Annotated in this window: 16 protein-coding genes; 4 read left to right on the top strand and 12 right to left on the bottom strand. The window is 66.8% G+C overall.

The annotated features are described in order from the left end of the window. Positions 1-19: 19 nt before the first annotated feature. Positions 20-700 (bottom strand): TIGR00153 family protein, encoded by a 681-nt coding sequence (locus tag HNO53_RS02890; protein ID WP_209476089.1) that lies wholly within the window; start codon positions 698-700, stop codon positions 20-22. Between the two features lie 128 nt (positions 701-828). Between HNO53_RS02890 and HNO53_RS02885 the strand changes: the two genes are divergently transcribed. Then, entirely contained in the window at positions 829-1668 is an 840-nt protein-coding gene (locus HNO53_RS02885; protein ID WP_209476087.1) for a CYTH domain-containing protein, read from the top strand. 58 nt (positions 1669-1726) lie between these two features. Beyond that, positions 1727-2611 carry an ion transporter gene (locus HNO53_RS02880; RefSeq protein ID WP_209476085.1) on the top strand — a complete coding sequence of 295 codons (885 nt, stop codon included), beginning with the start codon at positions 1727-1729 and terminating at the stop codon, positions 2609-2611. Between the two features lie 15 nt (positions 2612-2626). Here the strand turns inward: HNO53_RS02880 and HNO53_RS02875 are convergent, their stop codons facing one another. Then, positions 2627-3250 carry an L-threonylcarbamoyladenylate synthase gene (locus HNO53_RS02875; protein ID WP_209476083.1) on the bottom strand — a complete coding sequence of 208 codons (624 nt, stop codon included), beginning with the start codon at positions 3248-3250 and terminating at the stop codon, positions 2627-2629. A 34-nt stretch (positions 3251-3284) separates the two neighbouring features. Continuing rightward, on the bottom strand, positions 3285-4214 hold the full coding sequence (locus tag HNO53_RS02870; RefSeq protein WP_209478489.1) for a PHP domain-containing protein: 930 nt from the start codon (positions 4212-4214) through the stop codon (positions 3285-3287). A gap of 115 nt (positions 4215-4329) precedes the next feature. Between HNO53_RS02870 and HNO53_RS02865 the strand changes: the two genes are divergently transcribed. Continuing rightward, a complete protein-coding gene (locus HNO53_RS02865; protein WP_209476081.1) occupies positions 4330-4629 on the top strand; it encodes a YciI family protein in 300 nt (99 codons plus the stop codon). 193 nt (positions 4630-4822) lie between these two features. Further along, positions 4823-6832, top strand: coding sequence for a bifunctional tRNA (5-methylaminomethyl-2-thiouridine)(34)-methyltransferase MnmC2/FAD-dependent 5-carboxymethylaminomethyl-2-thiouridine(34) oxidoreductase MnmC1 (mnmC, locus tag HNO53_RS02860; RefSeq protein WP_242597614.1), 2010 nt, complete (start codon positions 4823-4825; stop codon positions 6830-6832). Between the two features lie 13 nt (positions 6833-6845). Here the strand turns inward: mnmC and HNO53_RS02855 are convergent, their stop codons facing one another. The 9 genes from HNO53_RS02855 to HNO53_RS02815 form a co-directional block, all read right to left on the bottom strand. Beyond that, the gene (locus HNO53_RS02855) at positions 6846-9458 is read right to left on the bottom strand and encodes a putative bifunctional diguanylate cyclase/phosphodiesterase (protein ID WP_209476077.1); all 2613 of its coding nucleotides are present in this window, start codon (positions 9456-9458) and stop codon (positions 6846-6848) included. Positions 9459-9644: 186 nt separating this feature from the next. Further along, entirely contained in the window at positions 9645-9917 is a 273-nt protein-coding gene (locus HNO53_RS02850) for a YheU family protein (RefSeq protein ID WP_209476076.1), read from the bottom strand. Then, complete coding sequence (ligA, locus tag HNO53_RS02845) at positions 9914-11977, bottom strand: NAD-dependent DNA ligase LigA (RefSeq protein ID WP_209476074.1); 2064 nt, start codon at positions 11975-11977, stop codon at positions 9914-9916. The genes HNO53_RS02850 and ligA overlap by 4 nt, the downstream gene beginning before the upstream one ends. A gap of 103 nt (positions 11978-12080) precedes the next feature. Continuing rightward, a complete protein-coding gene (zipA, locus tag HNO53_RS02840) occupies positions 12081-13700 on the bottom strand; it encodes a cell division protein ZipA (RefSeq protein ID WP_209476072.1) in 1620 nt (539 codons plus the stop codon). A 226-nt stretch (positions 13701-13926) separates the two neighbouring features. Next, positions 13927-17421, bottom strand: a complete 3495-nt coding sequence (gene smc, locus HNO53_RS02835; protein ID WP_209476070.1) for a chromosome segregation protein SMC — start codon at positions 17419-17421, stop codon at positions 13927-13929. Between the two features lie 4 nt (positions 17422-17425). Beyond that, on the bottom strand, positions 17426-18655 hold the full coding sequence (gene ccmI, locus HNO53_RS02830; RefSeq protein ID WP_209476068.1) for a c-type cytochrome biogenesis protein CcmI: 1230 nt from the start codon (positions 18653-18655) through the stop codon (positions 17426-17428). Beyond that, on the bottom strand, positions 18652-19119 hold the full coding sequence (locus HNO53_RS02825) for a cytochrome c-type biogenesis protein (RefSeq protein ID WP_209476066.1): 468 nt from the start codon (positions 19117-19119) through the stop codon (positions 18652-18654). The genes ccmI and HNO53_RS02825 overlap by 4 nt, the downstream gene beginning before the upstream one ends. Beyond that, positions 19110-19637, bottom strand: a complete 528-nt coding sequence (locus HNO53_RS02820) for a DsbE family thiol:disulfide interchange protein (protein ID WP_209476064.1) — start codon at positions 19635-19637, stop codon at positions 19110-19112. The genes HNO53_RS02825 and HNO53_RS02820 overlap by 10 nt, the downstream gene beginning before the upstream one ends. Beyond that, positions 19634-21640: a heme lyase CcmF/NrfE family subunit gene (locus HNO53_RS02815; RefSeq protein ID WP_209476062.1), complete on the bottom strand. Its 2007-nt coding sequence runs from the start codon at positions 21638-21640 to the stop codon at positions 19634-19636. The genes HNO53_RS02820 and HNO53_RS02815 overlap by 4 nt, the downstream gene beginning before the upstream one ends. Between the last annotated feature and the right edge of the window lie 7 nt (positions 21641-21647).

The raw sequence follows: 21647 nt of genomic DNA, 5'->3' as shown, positions 1-21647 counted from the left end.
CGGGCCGGGCGACGATGTCCTACCGGGCAGTGAGAATCTGGAGACGGCTGCCGACGCGCTCGGCGCGATCGGAGAGTTCGCCGACCCAGTCGATGATCTTGTAGAGAAAGACCACGTCTACCGGCTTGAGCCTGTCTTCGAGCTCGAATAGCTGGCGTCGGATATCGATCTGCTGCTGGTCGGCCTGCTGCTCGAGAATGTGCAGCTCGCGAATCAAGTTCTGCATCACGTCGGCGACATGCCGGCCGAAGCCCGACTCGAGCAGATCCTGAAGCTCCTCCAGCGCTTGGCGCGCCTGGGCGACGCAGGCCACGGCGGTGTGCATGTAGTCGCGCATGGGCTGGGCCAGCTCAGCGGGCACCTGCATACGCCGGCCAAGCATGATGCCGGTGATGTCGCGCACCTTGTTGGCGATCTTGTCCTGGACGCTGATCAGGTCGAGCAGGTCGCTGCGGGAAACCGGGAGGAACAGCGTATTGGGCAGGTTGAGGCGCAGCTCGGTCTTGAGGCTGTCGGCCTCATGCTCCAGTTGGGTAATGGTCTCGCGGACTCTGGCGGCCTCGTCCCAGTCCCCGGCCAGCGACGCCTCGAAGAAAGGCAGCAGCTGGTCGGCACACTCGTTGGACTTGGCGATATGCGCCAGCAGTGGCTGAAACGGCGAGCGACCGAACATCGCCGAAAACGGATTGGATTTGACCATGGCGTAGAATGCGCTTGTGGAATGGCGGCGCCAGTATAAAGAATGGCACCCTGTCACGTCATTGAAATATTTGGCTTACACGGTAGCCCCTGACGCGCTCTCATTCTAGTCGAACAGCAGGAAGGCACATGAGCGAAGAGATAGAAATGAAGCTGGCACTGGCCGAGACGGGGCCGGAGCGCCTGTTGCAGCACCCCTTGCTGCGCGGCGGCGTGTACGACGCCCGGCATCTGGCCAATATCTACTTCGACACGCCGGCGGGCGAGCTGGAGGCAGCGCGCATGGCGCTGAGGCTGCGCCGGCACGGTGACAGCTGGGTGCAGACCCTCAAGACCAGCGGCGAAGGCGCCGGTGGCTACAGCCGGCGAGGCGAGTGGGAGTGGCCGGTAGCCAGCGAGACGCTGGACCGCGCGAGGCTGGCCGAGCTGCCTCCCATCGCCGGGTTGGGCGACGATGTGCTGGAACGGCTCGAGCCGCGCTTTGCCACCGATTTCGAGCGCCGTGCCTGGCGCCTGGAGCTCGCGGAAGCCACCATCGAAGTCGCCCTCGACCAGGGCGAGATTCGCGCCGCCGGACGGCGTGTGCCGATCCGCGAACTGGAACTGGAACTCAAGGACGGCGACCCCCAGGCGCTGTGGAGCCTGGCGCAAGCCTTCGCCGAAACGGTGCCACTGCGACCCGCCGATGCCAGCAAGGCCGCCCGCGGCAGCGCCCTGCTCAGCGGCCGCTGGACGTTGCCGGAAGGCTCTGGTGAAGGAGAGCGGCTGCGGCGTGCCCTGCTGGCATTGGACGCCCTCGCCGATACCGGCGAGGATAGCTGGAGAGAAGCGGCCCGAGAGGCCTTGCAGGCGCTCGCCGCGGGCGACGATGATGCTGCCCGTCTCGCCGCCATGCTGGAGCAAGCCGATTGGTTAGGCGTCGAGTTCGGGCGCCTGGCGCTGCGGTTGGCCCATCGCCTGGCGGCATGAGCCGTTTCCCATTGCCACGTACCGCTGAAGTGAGCCACTTGCCGCAGGAAGCCAGCGCATGACCGAACCGTTCCGACCGGCCGCCGATGGCGTGCGTACACGCCTGTTCCAGGTCATCTTCGAATCCGACACGCCACTGGCCAAGGGCTTCGACATTGCCCTGATCCTGGTGATCCTGGCCAGCGTGCTGGTGGTCATGCTCGATACCGTCGATCACCTCAGCGCGGCCTATGGCGAATGGTTCTACTGGCTGGAGTGGGGGTTCACCCTCGCCTTTACCGTCGAACTGGTGGTGCGCCTGATCATTCTCGACAAGCCGCTGCGCTACCTGCGCAGTTTCTACGGCGTGATCGATGTGATTGCCATCCTGCCCACCTGGTTGATGCTGCTGCTTCCCGGAACCCAGACCCTGGTGATCGTGCGCCTGCTGCGCGTGCTGCGCATCTTCCGCGTGCTGCGCCTGATGCAGTTCGTCGGTGAAGGACGCCTGCTGGTGGAGGCACTGCTGCGCAGCTGGCACCAGATCTTCCTGTTCCTGTTCACCATGTTCCTGCTGGTGACGCTGTTCGCCGCGCTGGTCTACATGATCGAGCCTGCCGAAGCCGGCTTCAGCAGCATTCCCACGGCCATCTACTGGGCCATCGTGACCCTGACCACGGTGGGCTACGGCGACATCGTCCCCGTCACCCCCCTCGGCCAGGCGATCTCCACCCTGGTCATGCTGATCGGCTACTCGATCATCGCCATCCCCACCGGGGTGTTCTCGGCCGAAGTGATCCGCTCGATCCGCGCCGACCGGTACTCCGAGCAGGCCTGCCCCGGCTGCGGCCACGACCGTCACGAGCAGCGTGCGCTTTACTGCCTCAAGTGCGGCACCTGGCTGGACGAGGAGACGCCGGACCCGCACCTCGCCGAACAGGCGCGCGACACGTCTAGGGACTGAACGGCGGCGAGGCGCTCACTCGCCGAACGGCGCCAGGTCGCCGCGGCCTTCGCGCACAATGGTCGGCGGCAGTTCACGCAGATCGATGACGCTGGTGGGCTCCAGATGGCAGGCGCCGCCGTCGATGACCAGATCCAGGTGGGCACCGTAGCGCTCGCGGATCTCTTCCGGGTCGGTCATCGGCAGCTCCTCGCCCACCGGGATCAGCGTCACGCTCATCAGCGGCTCGCCCAGTGCCTCGAGCAGGGCCAGGGTGATGCGATGGTCGGGCACGCGCACGCCGATGGAGCGCCGCTTGGGATGCAGCAGCAGGCGCGGCACTTCGGAGGTGGCGTTGAGGATGAAGGTGTAGGCCCCCGGCGTATTGGCCTTGAGCAAGCGGAACACGCTGTTGTCGACCTTGGCGTAGGTGCCGATGTCGGAGAGGTCGGAGCACACCAGGGTGAAGTTGTGCTTGTCGTCCAGCGAGCGCAGCCACTTGATCTTCTCGATCGCCTTCTTGTCCCCCAGGTGACAACCCAGGGCATAGCCGGAATCGGTGGGATAGGCGACCACGCCGCCCTGGCGCACGATCTGCACCGCCTGGTCGATCAGGCGCTTCTGCGGATTGTCCGGGTGGATCTGGAAGAACTGACTCATGCGGGCTCCCTGTCGTCTTGGATGCGTGCCGCCACTATAGCGCGCCGGGGGCGGCCGCGTCGCAGCCCGTCGCAACGACGCCAGCCAGACGAGGGTGCATCCACACCGGGGACACGGCGGTGCGCGGCACCGGGCTCATGCTGCCCGGGGCCAAGTGGCCGCCGGGGAAATGGAAGTCGCTGCCGAGCGAGGCATACAGTTCCCGCTCGGCGAGCTGGCGGGCCAGGTCGCGGGTCACGTCGGCATTCTGGAAGCCGCTGACCAGCTCGGCGGCCTGGCCGCCGGCGGCCACGAAATCGTCCAGCAGCTGGCCGCGCTTGCGTCGGGTTAGCCCGTAGCGCAGGGGATGGGCCAGCACCGCCACGCCGCCCGCTTCGACCACCCAGCCCACCACCTCGGCCAGCGCCGGCCAGTGCGCCTTGACGTCGCCCGCCTTGCCGCTGCCGAGATGCTTACGAAACGCCGTGGCCATGTCGGGCACCAGCCCCGCCGCCACCAGCGCCCGGGCGAAGTCGGGCCGACCCAGCGGACGATGGGGCCCGGCCTGCTCGCGGGCGCGGGCCAGCGCGTCGTCGAGCCCGATCTTCTCCATGCGCTTGGCGATCACCTCGGCACGGGCCTCGCGCGCCCGGGCCTGGTCATCGAGCCCTTCGGCGAGCGCCCCACGAGCCCCCTGCGGCAACAGCCCCACGACATGAATGCCGATCCCGTGCCAGCGGGTCGAGAGTTCGACTGCCGGCAGCAGGTGTACGCCTAGGCGCGTCGCCGCTTCGCCGGCTTCGGCCACGCCGGCTACCGTGTCGTGGTCGGTCAGCGCCATTAGCCACACACCGCGCGCAGCGCACAGGGCGACCACCTCAGCGGGCGGCAGGGCGCCATCCGAGGCAGTGGAGTGCATGTGGAGATCGACCCCCAGAGGAGCGGAGTCGCCGTCGAAACGCGTGGGCAGGGCGGGCAGCGGCATGACGCGGGCAGGCAACTTTGTCAAAATGATGGCCCATGGTGCGCGCCCGGCGACGGTCGGTCAACGCACGCTTGGAGTCCGCGGTGATACCGCGCTTGCCAGAGGAAACGCTGCGATGCTGTACGCAATCATCAGTGAAGACGTGAAGAACAGCCTGGAGCGCCGCCTGGCCGCCCGCCCCGACCATCTGGCCCGGCTGGAGAAGTTGCGCGACGAGGGCCGCCTGGTGCTGGCCGGTCCACACCCCGCGGTGGATGCCGAGAACCCCGGCGACGCCGGCTTCAGCGGCAGCCTGGTGGTGGCCGAGTTCGACAGCCTCGACACTGCCCAGGCCTGGGCCGATGCCGACCCCTACATGATCGCCGGGGTCTATGCCAAGGCGACAGTGAAGCCGTTCAAGAAGGTCTTGCCCTGACCCGGCCCCCCTGACCGCTCGGGACTCCCCTTCCCCGACGAGACCGCTTATCCACAGGAGTTTGCTCACAGCTTCTGTGGATAACGCTGTTGAAACGCCGCGGATGCCTTGCGCGATACGCCATGCCACGCCGCGGCGACGCCATCGATCAATTTTTGAGCAGCCTTGTCTGGTACTGGAGAAGCCCGTGTCACTGCCCCACGCCCCCCTTCCGCCGCTGGCCGGCCTCGAGCCCGCACGTCTCGACTGGCAGCACGACGAGACCGGCGACAGTGCTCCGCACTCGAGCCGCTTCGACGACGTCTACTTCTCGCGCCACGACGGCCGGGCGGAAACCGAGCATGTCTTTCTCGCCGGCAACGACCTGCCGCGACGCCTGGCCGCCTGGCAGGAGCCGCGGCCCTTCACCATCGGCGAGACCGGCTTCGGCACCGGGCTCAACATGCTCTGTGCCTGGGCCTGCTTCGACGCGCACGCCCCGGCCGGGGCACGATTGCATCTGGTTTCCACCGAGCGCTACCCGCTGAGCCGGGACGACCTGACCCGGGCGCTCGCCGCCTGGCCGGACCTGGCCCCGCGCGCTGAACGGCTGGTGCGCCAGTGGCCCGAGCCGGTGGCTGGCGTGCATCGGTTGTGGCTCGACGAGCGGGTGACGCTGGACCTGCACTTCGGCGATGCCACCGAGCGCCTCGTCCTGCTCGAAGGGCGGGTGGATGCCTGGTTTCTCGACGGTTTCGCTCCGGCCAAGAATCCCGAGATGTGGCGCCCCGAGTTGTTCGACGCCATGGCCGCCCGCTCGCGGCCCGGTGCGACCTTCGCCACCTTCACCTGCGCCGGGGTGGTCAAGCGCGGGCTGGACGCGGCGGGATTTGCCTGGCGCAAGGTGCCGGGCTTCGGGCGCAAGCGGGAAATGCTCTGCGGCGAGATCGTAGAGCCGCCTGCCGATTCCCGTCGCCGCCACTCGCCCTGGTTCAGCCCGCCAGCGCCACGCCCGCCGCGCCAAGTGGCGGTGATCGGCGCCGGCATCGCCGGTGCCAGCACCGCTGCCGCCCTGGCCCGGCGCGGCGTGGCCGTTACCCTGATCGATCGCTTCGACCGCGCCGAGCTGGGCGCCACCCACCTGCAGGGGGCGCTCTACGTCAAGCTGGCCGTGGAGACCAACCTGCAGAGTCGTGCCTACCTCGCCGGCCTGCTGTATAGCCGGCGCTGGCTGGCCCAGCTCGACCCGGACCAGACACTGTGGCGGCCCAGCGGCGTGCTGCAGCTGGCGCTGGACGAGAAGGAGCAGGCACGCCAGGCACGTTTCCTGGCCAACCATTCGCTGCCCGAGAGCGTGGTGCGCGGCCTCGATGCCGAGGCGGCCAGCCGCGCGGCGGGAATACGACTCGAGGCATCGGCGCTCGATTACCCTGAAGCCGCCTGGGTCAGGCCGCTGGAACTGTGCGTTCATCTGGCCCGCACGCCCGGCGTCAGCTTCCGCCGTGGTGAAGTGACGGCGCTGCACGGCGGCGAAGCCGGCTGGACGCTGACCCTGGCCGACGGCGAGCGCATCGAAGCCGACCAGGTGGTGGTCGCAGCCGCTCGCGAGGCTGCCGGGTTCAGCCAACTCGCGGCGCTGCCGCTGCAGCCGGTGCGCGGCCAGGTCAGCCAGCTGGCATTGCCCGAAGGCGCTCCAGCGCTGGGCCGCGTGGTGTGCGCTGGCGGCTACGTTCCGCCGGCGGCAGACGGGGTACTCAACTTCGGCGCCACCTTTGCTCCCGGCGACACCGACCTCGCCGAGCGCGAGGCCGACCACACCGCCAACCTGGCGGAGCTCGAGCGCGGCCTGCCCCACTTCGTGGCGGCGCTGCGCGAGGCCGGTGCCGACCTCTCGCCCGAACGGCTCACCGCACGCACCGGCGTGCGCGCGGCCAGCCCCGACAAGTCGCCATATGCCGGACCGGTTCCCGACGCCGAGGCCTGGCGCGAGGACTATGCCGTGCTGGCAAAGGATGCCACCCGCATACCCGACGCTCCCGGCAGGCATCACGCCGGGCTGTGGATCAGCGCCGCCCACGGCTCCCGCGGCATGGCCAGCGCGCCGCTGTGCGCCGAGCTGCTCGCTTCGCGCCTGTGCGACGAACCGCTGCCGCTGGAGTGGCCGCTGGTGGATCACCTGCATCCGGGGCGGCGGATCATCCGCGACCTGGTCCAGGGCAAGTAGTGCGGTTTCGCTGCTACCTCTCGACGAGAACCTGCTGGCGGCGGCTGACGAAGCGCGGCCCCGGCCGGCCCAGGTGATAGCCCTGGCCGAAGTCGATGCCCAGCGCCTCGACGGCGGCCAGCACCTCCTCGTTCTCGATGAACTCAGCGATGGTGCTGACGCCGAGGCTCTGGGCCAGGGTGACGATGCTCTTGACGAAGGCCATGTACTTCTCGTCACTGAGCATGTTGCGGATGAACTCGCCCTCGATCTTGATCACGTCGATCGGGAACTGCTTGAGGTAGCGGAACGAGGAGTAGCCCGAGCCGAAGTCGTCGATGGCGAAGTTAAAGCCCTCCAGCTTGAGTTCGAGCACGAACTTCTCCAGCAGCTTGAGGTTGCTCACCGTTTCGCGCTCGGTCAGCTCGAAGACGATGCGTTCCGGCAGAATGTCGTAATCGATGGCCAGCTGATGGATACGGCCAATGAACTCCCCCACGATCAGCGACTTGGGCGACAGGTTGATGAACAGCATGCCCTGGTAGCCCTGCTCGCGAATCTGGATGAAGGCCTTCTCGATCAGCTGATAGTCCATCTTGTGGATTACCCCGATGCTCTCGGCGATATCGATGAACTCACCGGCCGGCACCAGGCGATCGTCGAGCTGGATGCGCATCAGCAGTTCATGAACGTTGACCTCGCCGCTGCGCACGTCGGCGATGGGCTGGAAGTAGGGCACGATGCGCTGCTCCTCCAGCGCGCTGAGCACCATCTGGTTCTTCTCGCCCACCTCGCGAAACACGGCCGCCACCTCTTCCCGCTCCGGCAGGGCCACGCAGTTCTTACCCTTGCGCTTGGCCTTGTACATCATGTTGTCGGCCATCAGGAACAGATCATGGGCATTGCCGGCATGATTGGGATAGCAGGCGATGCCGATCGAGGTCGTCGCCCTGACGGTCGTGCCGTCGGGCGCGGTGAGCACCTGGCTGGTGAGGTTGTCGGCGATGCGCAGCGCCACCGAGTAGGCCTGCTCCTCCTCGGTCTGGGGCAGGATTACGGTGAACTCGTCGCCGCCGTAACGGGCCAGGAAGTCGCCGGGGCGTATCGACTGCGCCAGGGTATCGGCCACCGCGTGCAGGAACTGATCGCCGAAGGCGTGGCCATGGCGGTCGTTGACGGTCTTGAAGTTGTCGAGGTCCAGCATCAGCAGGCTGAAGTGGTCCTGGTGGCGCGTCGCCCGGCCCACCTCGTAGGCCAGCATGTCCTTGAAGATGCGCTGGTTGTGCAGGCTGGTCAGGGGGTCGCGGGTGGCGTAGTACTCGAGATCCTGGGTGTACTTGTAGATCGCCTTGACCGAGCCCACCAGGTTGAGCAACGTCGACAGGATGCCGTCGATGACGATATGGCGGATCGGGTCCTGGGCCAGGTCCGACTGCACGCCGATGCCGACGATACCGCCGATCTTCGGCGCCTCGAGCAGCAGCGACTTGGTCTGCAGGCGGATGTCCTCCGGCGACAGGTCGGACAACCCCTCACCCGATTCGCAGCTCAGCACGTTGTGATGGAACACCTTGAGAATGGTGCCGCCGGGCGGTCCTTCATGCTTGTTTTCCAGCAGCTGGGTCAGCAGCTGCTCGAAGGTGGCCCGGGTCTCGGGCGCCACTTCACGGTACCAGAACACCTCCAGCTCGTACCCTTCGTCCTCGACCTGAAAGATCGTCACCAAGGTATGCGCCTGGATGATGGTGTTGATGTCGGCCAGCAGCTCCTTGATGAACTCGCGCCAGTCGCGCACCACCTCGGAGGTAATGATGAATTTGCTCAGCAGGCGAATCTCGAACTCGAGGATGTCCTTGTCCACTGCCACATTCCTGAGGCGGTCGACCAGGGCATTGACCTGCTGCATGGCGACGTTGAGCTCCTGGAAGCGTACCCGGGTGTCGCTGACGTCGAGCTTGCGGAAATCCTCGACGGAGTTGACGGCGGCCAGGCGATCGCGGAACTGATCGAGGGTGACCTGAATCCGCTCGGCGAACAGCTTCGACATGCCCAGCGCCAGCAGCAGGATCACCAAGGCGGCGACGATGAACAGGGCCAGGTAGTTGAAGCGCATCTCGCGACTGATCGGCGCCATGTCGCGCTGGATGTCGATCACGCCCAGTACGTCGCCGGTGGCCGCGTTCTGGTGGCAGGAGAGGCACTCCGGCCGGGCCACCAACGGCATGATCCGACGCACCGTGCCATTCTCGCGCCACACCCGCTCGTTGCCCGTCTCGAGGGCGGAGCGAATGACGATGTCCATGGGCGGCTGATCGATCTCGCCGTAGCGCTCCGATACCCGCTCGCCGCGATAGAAGTTGAAGCGATAGCCGGCACCGGCGTGGGCGCGCTTGGTCTCGTCGATGAAGGTTTCCATCTCATCGCGGCTCCAGCCCTGGCGCATTACCTGCAGCATGGCGTTGAAGCTCTGCCGGGCCAGGGTTTCGGAGGTCTGCTCCGCCTGGCGCGCCAGGATGTTCTCGTAGAGCAGCGAGGAGACCAGGGTGACGCCGACGAATACGGTGAGCGAAGCGGAAATGATCGCCACCAGTACGAACCCTTGCAGGGACTTCAAGCAGGTGAAGAACGAGCGGGCTAAAGTCAGCATCACGACCCTTATCAAGAAGGACAGGTGGTGCCGAACCTCAACCCTGAGTCGCCGGCCAAACGAGAAAATTGCCGCCCATTGTCGTCATTTTTGGCAAATGCTCATTTGACTTACATCAATTCACGGAAAGCTTGCAGGAGACTCGCTCTCACACCTTGGTATGAGTTTTCTAGTACTCCGGCTCGTCTAACCTTCCTCTTCGTCGTCAGCCAGGTCGCGACCGAAGGCGCGCCACTGGGCCAATGTCAGCACCTCGGTGGTCTCGGTCTGCAGGTCGTGGGCGATGATCAGCTCGCCGCGTTCGAGCTGGTGCTTGAGCTGGCCAACCCAGCCGCGCATGCCCTCGCCGGTATCGGTGGTGTCGTAGCCCTGGCGGGTGACGAAGGTCTCGAGCAGTGCATCGAGCGTCTCCGCCGGCAGCATGCGGTAGGGCACCTCGATGAAGCGTCCGTCGCTCATGTGTCGGTCTCCTCGTCGTCGGGTGCGCCTTCACCGCGCTCCCAGGCCGCCAGACGCTCGAGGAAAGTGGCCTCGTCGAGCACTTCCACGCCCAGCTCCTGGGCCTTGGCCAGCTTGCTGCCGGCCGCCCCGCCGGCCACCACGGCGGCGGTCTTCTTCGATACGCTGCCGGCCACCTTGGCGCCCAGCGCCTGCAGGCGCTCCTTGCCCTCGTCGCGGGTCATGCTCTCGAGCGTGCCGGTGAGCACCCAGGTTTGCCCGGCCAGTGGCTGGGGACGCTCGCCGACGCTCTCCTCGACCCAGCTCACGCCCTGCTCGCGCAGTGCCTCGATGGTCTCGCGGTTGTGCTCCTGGCGGAAGAAGGTATGTACGTGGGCGGCCACTATCGGGCCGACGTCCTCCACCGCCTCGAGCTCGGCCAGCTCGGCGGTCATCAACGCGTCCAGGGTGCCGAAGTGGCGCGCCAGGTTGGCCGCCGTGGCCTCCCCCACTTCGCGGATGCCCAGCGCGAAGATGAAGCGTGGCAGGGTGGTCTGCTTGGCCTTTTCCAGCGCCGCCACCAGATTCTCGGAGGACTTCCGGGCCATGCGCGGAAGCGTGGCCAGGCGCTCGACGTCGAGCCGGAACAGATCGGCAGGCGTCTTGACCCAGTCGAGCTCGACCAGTTGGTCGATGAGCTTCTCGCCGAGGCCATCGATGTCCATCGCTCGGCGCGAGGCGAAGTACCTGAGCGCCTCCTTGCGCTGAGCGGCACAGTAGAGCCCGCCGGAGCAGCGCGCCACCACCTCACCCTCGAGACGCTCGATCTCGGAGTCGCACACCGGGCAGCGGCTGGGGAAGACGATCTCGCGAGCGTCGTCTGGCCGCCGTTCCTCGAGTACCCGCACTACCTGGGGAATGACGTCGCCGGCCCGTCGAATCGCCACGGTGTCGCCGATCATCACGCCGAGCCGCGCGATCTCGTCGGCATTGTGCAGGCTGGCGTTGGAGACGGTAACCCCGGCCACCGAGACCGGCTCGAGCCGCGCCACCGGCGTGATCGCACCGGTGCGGCCGACCTGGAACTCGACGTCATTGAGCCGAGTGGTTTCCTCCTGGGCGGGGAACTTGAAGGCGATGGCCCAGCGCGGTGCCCGCGAGACGAAGCCCAGCTCACGCTGCAGGCGCAGGTCGTCGACCTTGATTACCACGCCGTCGATGTCGTAACCCAGACCGTCGCGCTGCTCGCCCAGCTGGCGGCAGTAGTCGACCAGGCCCTGGCTGCCGGTGACGACACGAAGCTGGGAGCTGGTGCGAAAGCCGAAGGTCTTGAGGTGCGCCATCAGCTCACTGTGGCTGGCATCGCCAGGGTCCGGCTCGATGCGTGCCACCTGGTAGGCACTAAATTCCAGCGGCCGCCTAGCGGTGGTGCCGGGGTCGAGCTGGCGCAGGCTACCCGCCGCGGCGTTACGCGGGTTGGCGAAGACCTTGCCGCCCTCCTCGCGGGCGCGCTCGTTCAACCGCTCGAAACCGGCATGGCTCATGATCACCTCGCCGCGCACTTCGAGCAGCTCGGGGGCCTCGCCGCGCAGGCTGAGCGGAATCGAGCGCAGCGTGCGCAGGTTGGAGGTGATGCCCTCGCCGGTGCGCCCGTCGCCGCGAGTCGCACCGCTGATCAGTACGCCATGTTCGTAGACCAGCGACACGGCGGCGCCATCGAGCTTGGGCTCGCAGCAGAAGCGGATCGCCTCGCCGTCGGTTTCCAGCCGCTCGGCGACGCGCCTGACGAAAGCGGTGAGCTCCTCCTCGCTCAGGGCGTTATCCAGCGACAGCATGGGCACTGCGTGCTCGACCTCGGGGAAGCCGGCATCGGGCGGCGCCCCGACCCGCTGGGTCGGCGAATCCGGTGTCACCAGCTCGGGGTGGGCCTGCTCCAGTTCCTGCAGGCGGCGCAGCTTGCGGTCGTACTCGGCATCGGTGAGCTGCGGCTCGTCGAGCACGTAGTAGCGGTAGTTGGCGTCGTCGAGCTCGGCGCGCAGCTTGGCGACTTCATCTAAAGTGTTCTGATCGGGCTGGCTCATGCGTCTGTCATGTCTCGAAGGGGATCACTGCCGCCCTCAACACGACAACCCCGTGATCGCTCACGGGGTTGTCGACGGGTGCGGCATGGCACGCGCTCAGGCGTCAGTTCACCTGGTAGCGGTTGAGGCGATTGCGGCGCTCGAACTCCTGCACGCGCTGGCGGGCGAACTCCACGGTCTGCGCGGTCATCACGCTGTGGTTCTCGTCCTTCAGCTCGCCGCCCAGGTTGCGCACGATGACCATGGCGGTCTCGACCATCGCTTCGAAGGCCGCCGCCGTGTCCAGCGCGCCGGGCAGCGGCATCAGCAGAGTGATGCCCGGCGTACGGAACTCATCCATCGCCTCGATCGGGAAGGTGCCCGGCTTGAGCACGTTGACCATCGAGAACTGCAGCTCGCTGTCGGGGTCCTCGGTCTCGAAGCGGTGGAAGATGCCCATCTCGCTGCTATAGCGCAGGCCGCAGGCCAGCATCAGGTTGAGCAGCGCCTCGCCAGAGAACCCCTCCTCATCGCGCGACAGCACGCTGATGACGATGATCTCGTCGGCCTGGCTCAGCGTATCCCGTGCCCGCTCGGCGTTGACGTTGTGGCGCAGCGCACGCGCCAGCGTCGGATGCGCGCGTACCACGTCGTCGTCGCTGACGGACTCGGCCTCCGCGCCGACCGGTTCGGCGTATGCCGTACGCTCCGCTTCAGCGGCTCTCGAACGCGGCGGGGCGAACAGCGGGTCGTCATCGTCGGCCAGCTCGATGGCCTCGGCTTCCAGGCGGCGACGTTCGGCGTCCCTCGCAGCCTGAGCCTCGGCGGCCTCACGGCGCTGCTGGGCTTCGCGAGCGGCCTTCTCGGCACGCGCCTGATCGCGGCGCACCTTGTCCTCGCGCTTCTGCTCGCGACGCTTGGCCATGCGCTGCTGGATGGAGAGCCCGAAACGCTGTACCGACTCGCCCATGCGGCGCGAGCCGCTCATGAACGAGTCGCCCATGCCTTCCAAGTCGACCAGCCGATAACGCTCGTCCTCGTCGTGATGAGGATCGTAGTCGGCCGGGTCGGCGGCCAGCGGCGCGCTTGCGGCAGTACTCGGCGCTTCCTCTTCCAGCGCGGAGAGGGTCGGCTCATGGCGCCCTTCCCGTTCGTCGCGTGCCGGCGGCTCGGCAACGGCGCCGGCGGCTTCTGTCTCGACGCGGGCGGCAGGCTCGGGCTCGACGGACCGCGGAGGCTCGCTCGGAGTCTCCTCGGCTGGCCGGGAGGCCCGTTCGACCGGTGCCTTTGCCTTCTCTTCTGCGATCTTGTCCTGGCGGCCCTTGCGCTCGTGCGCTTCCGCCATGGCAGGTTTGGCCGAGGGCGACGCTTCCGGCATGGCTGACGCCACCGGGCGCGTTGCCGCGGCGGCGCCGGAATCGGGGCTCGGCATGGGTCTGGTATCGGCACCGGCACTCTTCAGGCCAGCCAGCACCCGCGAAGGTCCGGGGTGTTCCTGGCGTTCCAGCTTGGGCTTCGCCGGCACTTGGGTATAGCTGGCGGGTCTGACGACACGAGCGCCGCCGTTGGGCAACTCCGGGTTATCGTCGTCGGCAGCTGCCTCACCATTGCCTGGGTTGTTGTTATCCCCTACCTGGTCCAGGCGGGGCACTCGGCGCTGACGTTTCAGACGACGCACACCATCTATGACGATGAGCGTCACCAGGGCCAGCCCCAGAATGATCAGCCATTCTCTAAGTTCCATGGGTCGTCTTGCCTATCACTAGGGCGCCATGCCGGATGGATGTTCGTGAACAGCATAGCGCGATTGCCGGAAAAAGGGCCACTTTTTTTGTTTGTCAAGCCCCGGCATTATCGCTCGAGAGTCAAATCGACCCTGCGCCTTTCCCTGTCAATTCGCGTTTGTAATCTGCTTCATGACCGTGACGTGCCTTCTGATATCGCGTTTGCCGCTCGCTTTCAAGCCTCCGTCAGGCTTCGGCAAGCGCCGCCGCCTCCTCCACCCCGACAGCTACCAGGCGTGACACACCGGGCTCTTGCATGGTGACCCCCATCAATCTTTCGGCGGCTTCCATGGCAATCTTGTTGTGGGTGATATAGATGAACTGCACCGACTCGGACATGTCCTTCACCAGTTTGGCATAGCGACCGACGTTGGCATCATCGAGTGGTGCATCGACTTCGTCGAGCATGCAGAAAGGCGCCGGATTGAGTTGAAAGATGGCAAAGACGAGCGACAAGGCCGTCAATGCCTTTTCCCCACCGGAGAGGAGATGAATGGTGCTGTTCTTCTTTCCGGGAGGGCGCGCCATGATGGCCACCCCGGTGTCGAGCAAATCCTCGCCGGTCAGCGTCAACCATGCGGTTCCACCACCGAAGACTCGTGGAAAAAGGGACTGCAGGCCTTGATTGACTCGCTCGAAGGTGTCGCGAAAACGGGTACGCGTCTCCTGATCGATGCGTCGAATCGCCTTCTCCAGCGTCTCCAGCGCCTCATTGAGTTCCGACTGCTGGGCCTCGAGATAGTTGCGTCGCTCGGCCTGCTGGTCGTACTCCTCGATAGCGGCCAGGTTGATCGCCCCCAGGCGGCGGATGCGTTCGCCGACCTCCTCCAGGCGGGTCTGCCAGGCCGACTCGGTGGCGTTGGGATCGAGGCGTTCCTCCAGCTCGGCGGTCTGGTGGCCCAGCTCGGCGAGCTGCTCGTCCTGGGTCTCGGCCTTGAGTGCCAGGGCCTGCACCTGCATGCGCGCTTCCTGCAAACGCTCGCGAATGCCTTCGAGATTGCGCTCATGGTTCTGCCGCGCCAGCTCGTCCTCGCGTAGTCGCTCCACCAGCTCGGCGGCACGCGCCTTGGTTTCATTCAGTGCGCGCTCGTCACCCTCGCGGCGATGCAACAGCTCGTCGAGCTTTTCGCGCTGCTCTTCGTCGGGCTCGCGCAGCTGCTCGAGGGTCTCGGTCAACTCTTCGCAGCGCGCCAGCAGACGCTCGCGGGTATCGAGGCTGCGCCCCTGCTGCTCGGCCAGGCCGTCGCGCTCGGTGGAGAGACGCTGGCGCTCCAGCGCCAGCTGCTGGCGGCGCTCATCGAGCGGGCGCTGCCGGGCACGCAGGGAGGCCAGGCGTTCGCGGGCGTCGCTGCGCGCCCGCTCCAGCCGTTCACGCTGTTCGGCGCCTTCCTCGAGCCGCGCCATGGCCTGCTGCCACTGCTCGCGCGCCGCCTCGATGAGCTGACGCGTCTCCTCGCGGGCCTCGTCGAGCCCCGCCAACTCCTCGGCCAGCTCGCCGGCACGCCCCTGCAGATGCTCAAGCCGACTGGCCAGGCCGCTGTCTTGCACCGCCAACTGCTGCTGCTCGCCGGCCAGGCGACGCTCCTCCTGGCGGATCGCCTCGAGGTCGCGCTCGGCTTGGCCGACACGCTCGTGCTCAGCGGCGATGGCCTGGTCACGCGACGCCAGCCGGGTCTCGACCTCGTCGAGCTCGGCGGCCACCTCCTCGAAGCGGCGGCGACTTACCAGCAGCGCATCAGGACCTGCCCCCTGGCCGCGATGGCGCACCCAGTCGCGCCCCAGCCACAGCCCCTGGGGGGTGATCAGACTCTCGCCGGCGGCCAGTCCCTCTCGCGCCTCCCAGGCGCGTTCATCACTCTCGACGCAACGGATCGGCGCCAGCCAGGCCGCAGCGGCTCCCGCCCCACGCACCCTCGCGGCCAGGCTATGCGGGGCGAACTCGGCATCGCCACGAGGCGATAGCGCCCCCAGTTCGGCAGGCGGTGCGGCGCTTGCCGAACGAAACCCCATGGGCTCCGCCAGGCGCGCCTTGAGCCAGGGAGCCAGCACCCAGGAGACGCTGGCTTCCCAGCCGGGGTCGACCTCGAGCGATTCACCCAGCCGAGGCAGGCCGCTCAGCTCATGGCTCGCCAAGTGCTCGGTCAAGGCCTCGTCGGGATCGTTGAGGGCCGCCTGGATCAGGGCATCGAGCGAAGCGAGCTCACCCTGCAGCGTACTGCGCCGGCTGCGTTCGGTCTCTCGTTCGCGCTCCAGCACGGCAGCGGCCTCGCGCGCCTCCTCCCGGGTGGCTTGGAGCCGTTCGCGGCGCGCCTCGGTCTCTTCCTGTGCCAGGCCGAATTCGGCGAGCCGCTCCTTCAACTCGTCGCGCCGGGCGGTCAACTCGGCCAGGTCCGGCAACTCTTGCTGCTGCTGGCGGCGACGCTGGGCATCGGCTTCGAGACGGGCCAGGCGGTTCTCGAGCTCACGCAGGCGATCCTGGCTGCGCTCGGCGTCGCGGCTGGTCTCGCGCCAGCCTTCGCTGAAGGCTTCGAAGGCTTGTTCGGCCTCCTCCGCGCCGGGCTCTGCCTCCTCCAGCATCGCCTCCAGCTCGGCGAGCTGCTCGGCTAGTTCCTCCTGTTCCGGTACCAGGGTCTCGAGCCGCTCGTCGAGGCGCACCAGTCGCTCGCGGTCGTTTTCGCCCAAGCGATCCAGCTCGACCAGCTCCTGGCGTGCACTCTCCAGGTCGCGGGCCAATTGCCCCTCGCGGCTGCGGGCGTGCTCCAGGCTCTGCTCAAGGCGGGCGATGGCGCCGCTGGTCTCGAAGAAGCGCGCCTGGCGTGCCTCCAGGGTCTCGGCCAGCGCGTCGTGATCGGCGCGCGCCTCCTCGAGGCGGGTCTCGCACTGGCGCAGGCCCAAGATCTCGCGTTCGACCGCGGTCTCCAGCTCGCGCACGCGATGCTCTTCCTCGCGCTGCCGGGCACGCAGCGCACGGCCACGCAGCAGCGCCAGCTCGCCCTTGAGCCGGTGCTCCTCCTCCTTGAGGGTCTGGTAGCGCCGTGCGGCCTCGGCCTGACGCCGCAGGCGCTCGAGCTGCTTGTCGAGCTCCTCGCGGATGTCCTCCAGGCGCTCGAGGTTCTCGCGGGTGCGGCGCATGCGGTTTTCGGTCTCGCGGCGGCGCTCCTTGTACTTGGAGATACCGGCGGCCTCCTCGAGGGTGGCGCGCAGCTCTTCGGGACGCGCCTCGATCAGGCGCGAGATCATGCCCTGGCCGATGATGGCGTAGGAGCGCGGGCCGAGGCCGGTGCCGAGAAAGAGGTCGGCGATGTCGCGGCGGCGGCATTTCTGGCCGTTGAAGAAGTAGCTCGACTGGCCGTCGCGGGCGACCAGGCGCTTGACCGCGATCTCGGCGTACTGGGCATAGGGACCGCCCATGGTGCCGTCGCTGTTGTCGAAGCGCAGCTCGATGGCCGCCTGCCCTACCGGCTTGCGCGCGGTGGAGCCGTTGAAGATGACGTCGGTCATCGATTCGCCGCGCAGGGTCTTGGCCGAGGATTCGCCCATGACCCAGCGCACGGCGTCGATGATGTTCGACTTGCCGCAGCCGTTGGGGCCGACGATCGCGGTCATATTGCCATCGAAGGGCACCGTGACCGGATCGACGAAGGATTTAAAACCGCTCAGGCGGATCGAGGTGAGTCGCATCCGGCTATTCTATGACACGGTCGATCACTACCTCCACGGGCTCGCCTTCAACGTCGCCCACCGGCACGCCCTCCACGTCGCCATACATGTCGCCGGACTCGGGCGTGGCTCCGCCGCTCCGGGTCACGCGGACCACCAGACGCACCTCGCTGGCCTGGGACAGGCTCGCCGCCTCGGACATGGCGTGGCGGTCGTCGAGCGTGAGCGTGGTCGGCAAGTCGCCGAGGGTCAGCCGGGCCACCGCCAGCGGCGGCAGCTCACCTGCCATGTCGCGGGCCACGACGTAGACGCGGGTATCGTTGTCGAGCAGGCCCTCGAGTTCCTCGTCGAGGCTGACGCTCACCCGCACTCCCGGCCCCTGGGCAACTCCGGCCTCTCCCCCCTCGGAAGCGACGCCGAGGCGCTGCTGGGCCACCTGGATTCCCTCACGCAAGGCCTGCGCGGAGCTGGAGTCGGACATGCCGGCGATGGCTCGCCGCCAGTGGTCGATGGCCTGCTCGTAGTCGCCGCGGTCGAAGGCGTGCACGCCCAGCATGCCGAAAATGGTCGGCTCGCGGGCATCACGCTCGAGGGTCTCGTCGACCAGCGCCTGCACCTCGTCGGTAAGGGTGCGGTCGTTGATGAAGAACAGCAGCTGCGCCTTTTGGGCGAGCAGCGAAGGCAGCCGGCCCTCGAGCGCGATCAGCCGATCCAGCGCTTCGATGGCGGCCTCACCCTGGCCCGAATCGCGGTAAAGCGGAAACAGCGTGGCCCAGACATCGGCATTGCCCGGCTGGCGCTGGGCCTCCTGCTGCAGGCGCTCCAGCAGGGCCGGCAGCGAATCGCTCTCCTCGAAGGCAGCGAGCAGGCGCAGGTCCCCTTCGGCACCTTCGTGCTGATACCAGAGCATGGCGGAAATCACCAGCGCCAGGGCCACGACGGGCACCGCGAAACGCCCCGCAGCGGGCGAATGCAGCGGCCGGCGCGTGAGGTTCGCGGTATCTTCCAGCAGGCTGCGGTCGAGTTCGAGACGATCCTCGTCGAACTGCGCCTTGTCGATGTCGCCACGCTCCAACGCCGCCTCCAGCGAGGCCAGGCGACGACGATAGATCGCCACGTTCTGCTCGGCCGCACGGTCGTTGGCCTCGAAGCTGGCCTGGGCATCGTGCACCAGGCGTGCACGCCGCATCGGTGCCACCAGCAGCCACAGTGCCGGCAACAGCAGCAGGCCGAAGGCTAACCACAGCGCGATCATTGGCCCTTCTCCCGATTGATCAATGCCTCCAGGCGGTGGCGTTCCTCGTCGCTCAGAGCGCGCACCGAGGCGTTACGACGCGCGCGCACCAGCAGCATCACCAGCACGGCACCGGCCACGACGAGCACTGCGGGCAGGCCCCATAGCAGGTAGGTACGACCTTCCAGGCGCGGGTTATAGAGCACATAATCGCCGAAGCGCTGCACCATGTGATCGCGGATCTCCATGTCCGAACGTCCATCCTGCAGCATGACATAGACCCGCTCCCGCATGTCCTGGGAGATGGGAGAGTCGGAGTCGTTGATCGCCTGGTTCTGGCATTTTGGGCAGCGCAGCGAGGCCGTCAGGCTCTGGTAACGCTGCTCGAGCACCGGATTACTGAACTCACGCACCTCGACGGCACCGCCATGAGCCATGCCGGCAGTCAGGAGCAACATCACGAGGAGCCGTCGTATCACTGCCATTTCTTCACCTCCGGCAGAATCACATCGTGAACATCTTCCGGCTTGATGTATCCGGTGTGGTGGTAGCGAATGATTCCGTCGCGATCGACCAGAAAAGTTTCCGGTGCGCCATAGACACCCAGATCAAACCCCAGGGTACCCTCGGAATCGAAGATATTGACCTCGAACGGATTTCCGAATTCGGCGAGGAATGCTTGCCCCTTCTCCCTGGTGTCTTTGTAGTCGACGCCTATCAGACGCACGCCGCGATCGGCCAGGTCGAGCAACTGCGGCATTTCCTGCTTGCAGGTCGGACACCACTCGCCCCAGACGTTGACCAGTGTGACTTCGCCTTCGAGCAAGGACTCGTCCAAGATCCGCTCCGGATCCTCCAGGGTGGGAAGCTGAAAAGCGGGGAACTCCCGCGCCATCAACGCCGATTCGCGTTGAAAGGGATTCAGCGAAAGCCCCTGATAGAGAAAGACTCCCAACACCAAGAAGCCGATGAGGGGCAGCAGCAATAGCAGGCGTCGGGTCATGCCGTGGCCTCCCGCGCAGTGCCCTCACGGGTATTCTCTTCAGGATCGCGCGACGTCGCCATGCGCCGATAGCGGCGATCGATGACGGCCAGTAGGCCGCCGGTCGCCATCAGCAGCGCGCCGAGCCACAGCCAGCGCACGAAGGGCTTGTACTGCACCCGCATCGCCCAGCTACCGTCGCCCAGGTCCTCGCCCATGGCCACGTAGAGATCACGGAACAGGCCAGGACGCAGTGCCACCTGGCTCATGGGCATGCCGCGCGCGATGTAGAGCCGCTTTTCGGGATTCATCATGAAGCTGCGTCGGCTGTCGCCGCGCCGCACCTCGATCGCAGCACCGTCGGCGATGTAGTTGGGTCCGCGCCGGGAGGTCAGCTCCTGCATGGTGAAGGTGTAGCCGGCGACCTCGACGCTGTCACCGGGTGACATGCGCACGTTGCGCTCGATCTCGAAGTTGGAGACCACCGCCACGCCGATGATGGTCACCGCCACGCCCAGGTGGCCGAGCTGCATGCCCCAGTAGGCCAGCGACAGCTTCTTGAGACCGGCGCCGAACGACTCGGCGCGACGGGTCTTGTCGTAAAGGTCGCGCAGCGTCGGCAGCACGATCCACATCGCCGCCACCAGGCCGAGGGCGACCCAGGCGTTCCACTCGCCGCCGATGACGAACGGCATCGCCGCGGCGATGACCAGCGACGCGACGCCGGCGAGCCACAGCCGCTTGACCATCAGACGTGGGTCGGTCTGCTTCCAGCGCGCCGACGGTCCCAGGCCCATGAATACGCACATGATCACCGTGAGCGGCACGAACAGGGTATTGAAGTAGGGCGGGCCCACGCTGATCTTGCCCAGGTCGAGCGCGTCGAGCAGCAGCGGGTAGACGGTGCCCATCAGCACGGTGATGGTCATGATCACGAGCAGGATGTTGTTGATCAGCAGCAGGGCATCGCGCGACAGCCAGTTGAAGCCGGTACGCTGGCTGACCCGCGGCGCGCGCAGGGCGAAGATCAGCAGCGACAGTCCCACGGTGATGCCCAGCAGGACGAGGATGAAGAAGCCGCGCGAGGGGTCGTTGGCAAAGGCGTGCACGGAGGTCAGCACGCCTGAGCGCACCAGGAAGGTGCCCAAGAGCGACAATGAGAAGGTGAAGATCGCCAGCAGCACCGTCCAGCTCTTGAACGAACCGCGCTTTTCGGTGACCGCCAGCGAGTGCATCAGCGCGGTGCCGGTCAGCCAGGGCAGCAACGAGGCGTTCTCGACCGGATCCCAGAACCACCAGCCACCCCAGCCCAGCTCGTAGTAGGCCCACCAGCTACCCAGTGCGATCCCCACGGTGAGGAAGGCCCAGGCCAGGTTGGTCCAGGGCCGCGCCCAGCGGGTCCAGGCCGCATCGAGGCGACCGCCGAGCAGCGCAGCGATGGCAAAGGCGAAGACCACCGAAAAGCCCACGTAGCCCATGTACAGCATCGGCGGGTGCAGGATCAGGCCGATGTCCTGCAGCAGCGGGTTGAGGTCGGCACCGTCGCTCGGCACGTTGGGCAGCAGCCGCTCGAAGGGGTTGGAGGTAACCAGCACGAAGGCCAGAAAACCGACGGCGACCAGCCCCAGCACGCCAACCACACGCGCCACCATGTCGCGCGGGAGTTCACGGGAGAAACGAGCGGCCATGTAGCTCCAGCCGGCCAGCATCAGGCTCCACAGCAGCACCGAGCCCTCGTGATTGCCCCACACAGCGCTGAACTTGTAGTACCACGGCAGCATCGAGTTGGAATTGTTGGCCACGTTGGCCACGCTGAAGTCGTCGAGCAGGTAGCTCGCCGTGAGGCAGAGGTAGGCGATGACCACGAACAGGAACTGACCGGCGACCATGGGGCGCGCATAGGCCATCCAAAGCGGCCGACGCAGCGCAGCGCCGGCCAGTGGCATCACTCCCTGCACCGCCGCCATCAGCATGGCGACGACCAGCGCGAAATGGCCGACTTCAGGGATTAAACGAATGAACATGTCGTCT

Origin of the sequence: Billgrantia antri, from assembly GCF_017868935.1 — a bacterium.
GTDB classification, from domain to species: Bacteria; Pseudomonadota; Gammaproteobacteria; order Pseudomonadales; family Halomonadaceae; genus Halomonas; species Halomonas antri.
This window is presented reverse-complemented; position numbering and strand designations above follow the sequence as displayed.

Bases quoted from the DNA above. Each gene is read 5' to 3' on its own strand.
- HNO53_RS02890 (WP_209476089.1), bottom strand. From the start codon at position 700: ATGGTCAAATCCAATCCGTTTTCGGCGATGTTCGGTCGCTCGCCGTTT.
- HNO53_RS02885 (WP_209476087.1), top strand. From the start codon at position 829: ATGAGCGAAGAGATAGAAATGAAGCTGGCACTGGCCGAGACGGGGCCG.
- HNO53_RS02880 (WP_209476085.1), top strand. From the start codon at position 1,727: ATGACCGAACCGTTCCGACCGGCCGCCGATGGCGTGCGTACACGCCTG.
- HNO53_RS02875 (WP_209476083.1), bottom strand. From the start codon at position 3,250: ATGAGTCAGTTCTTCCAGATCCACCCGGACAATCCGCAGAAGCGCCTG.
- HNO53_RS02870 (WP_209478489.1), bottom strand. From the start codon at position 4,214: ATGCCGCTGCCCGCCCTGCCCACGCGTTTCGACGGCGACTCCGCTCCT.
- HNO53_RS02865 (WP_209476081.1), top strand. From the start codon at position 4,330: ATGCTGTACGCAATCATCAGTGAAGACGTGAAGAACAGCCTGGAGCGC.
- HNO53_RS02855 (WP_209476077.1), bottom strand. From the start codon at position 9,458: ATGCTGACTTTAGCCCGCTCGTTCTTCACCTGCTTGAAGTCCCTGCAA.
- HNO53_RS02850 (WP_209476076.1), bottom strand. From the start codon at position 9,917: ATGAGCGACGGACGCTTCATCGAGGTGCCCTACCGCATGCTGCCGGCG.
- ligA (WP_209476074.1), bottom strand. From the start codon at position 11,977: ATGAGCCAGCCCGATCAGAACACTTTAGATGAAGTCGCCAAGCTGCGC.
- zipA (WP_209476072.1), bottom strand. From the start codon at position 13,700: ATGGAACTTAGAGAATGGCTGATCATTCTGGGGCTGGCCCTGGTGACG.
- smc (WP_209476070.1), bottom strand. From the start codon at position 17,421: ATGCGACTCACCTCGATCCGCCTGAGCGGTTTTAAATCCTTCGTCGAT.
- ccmI (WP_209476068.1), bottom strand. From the start codon at position 18,655: ATGATCGCGCTGTGGTTAGCCTTCGGCCTGCTGCTGTTGCCGGCACTG.
- HNO53_RS02825 (WP_209476066.1), bottom strand. From the start codon at position 19,119: ATGGCAGTGATACGACGGCTCCTCGTGATGTTGCTCCTGACTGCCGGC.
- HNO53_RS02820 (WP_209476064.1), bottom strand. From the start codon at position 19,637: ATGACCCGACGCCTGCTATTGCTGCTGCCCCTCATCGGCTTCTTGGTG.
- HNO53_RS02815 (WP_209476062.1), bottom strand. From the start codon at position 21,640: ATGTTCATTCGTTTAATCCCTGAAGTCGGCCATTTCGCGCTGGTCGTC.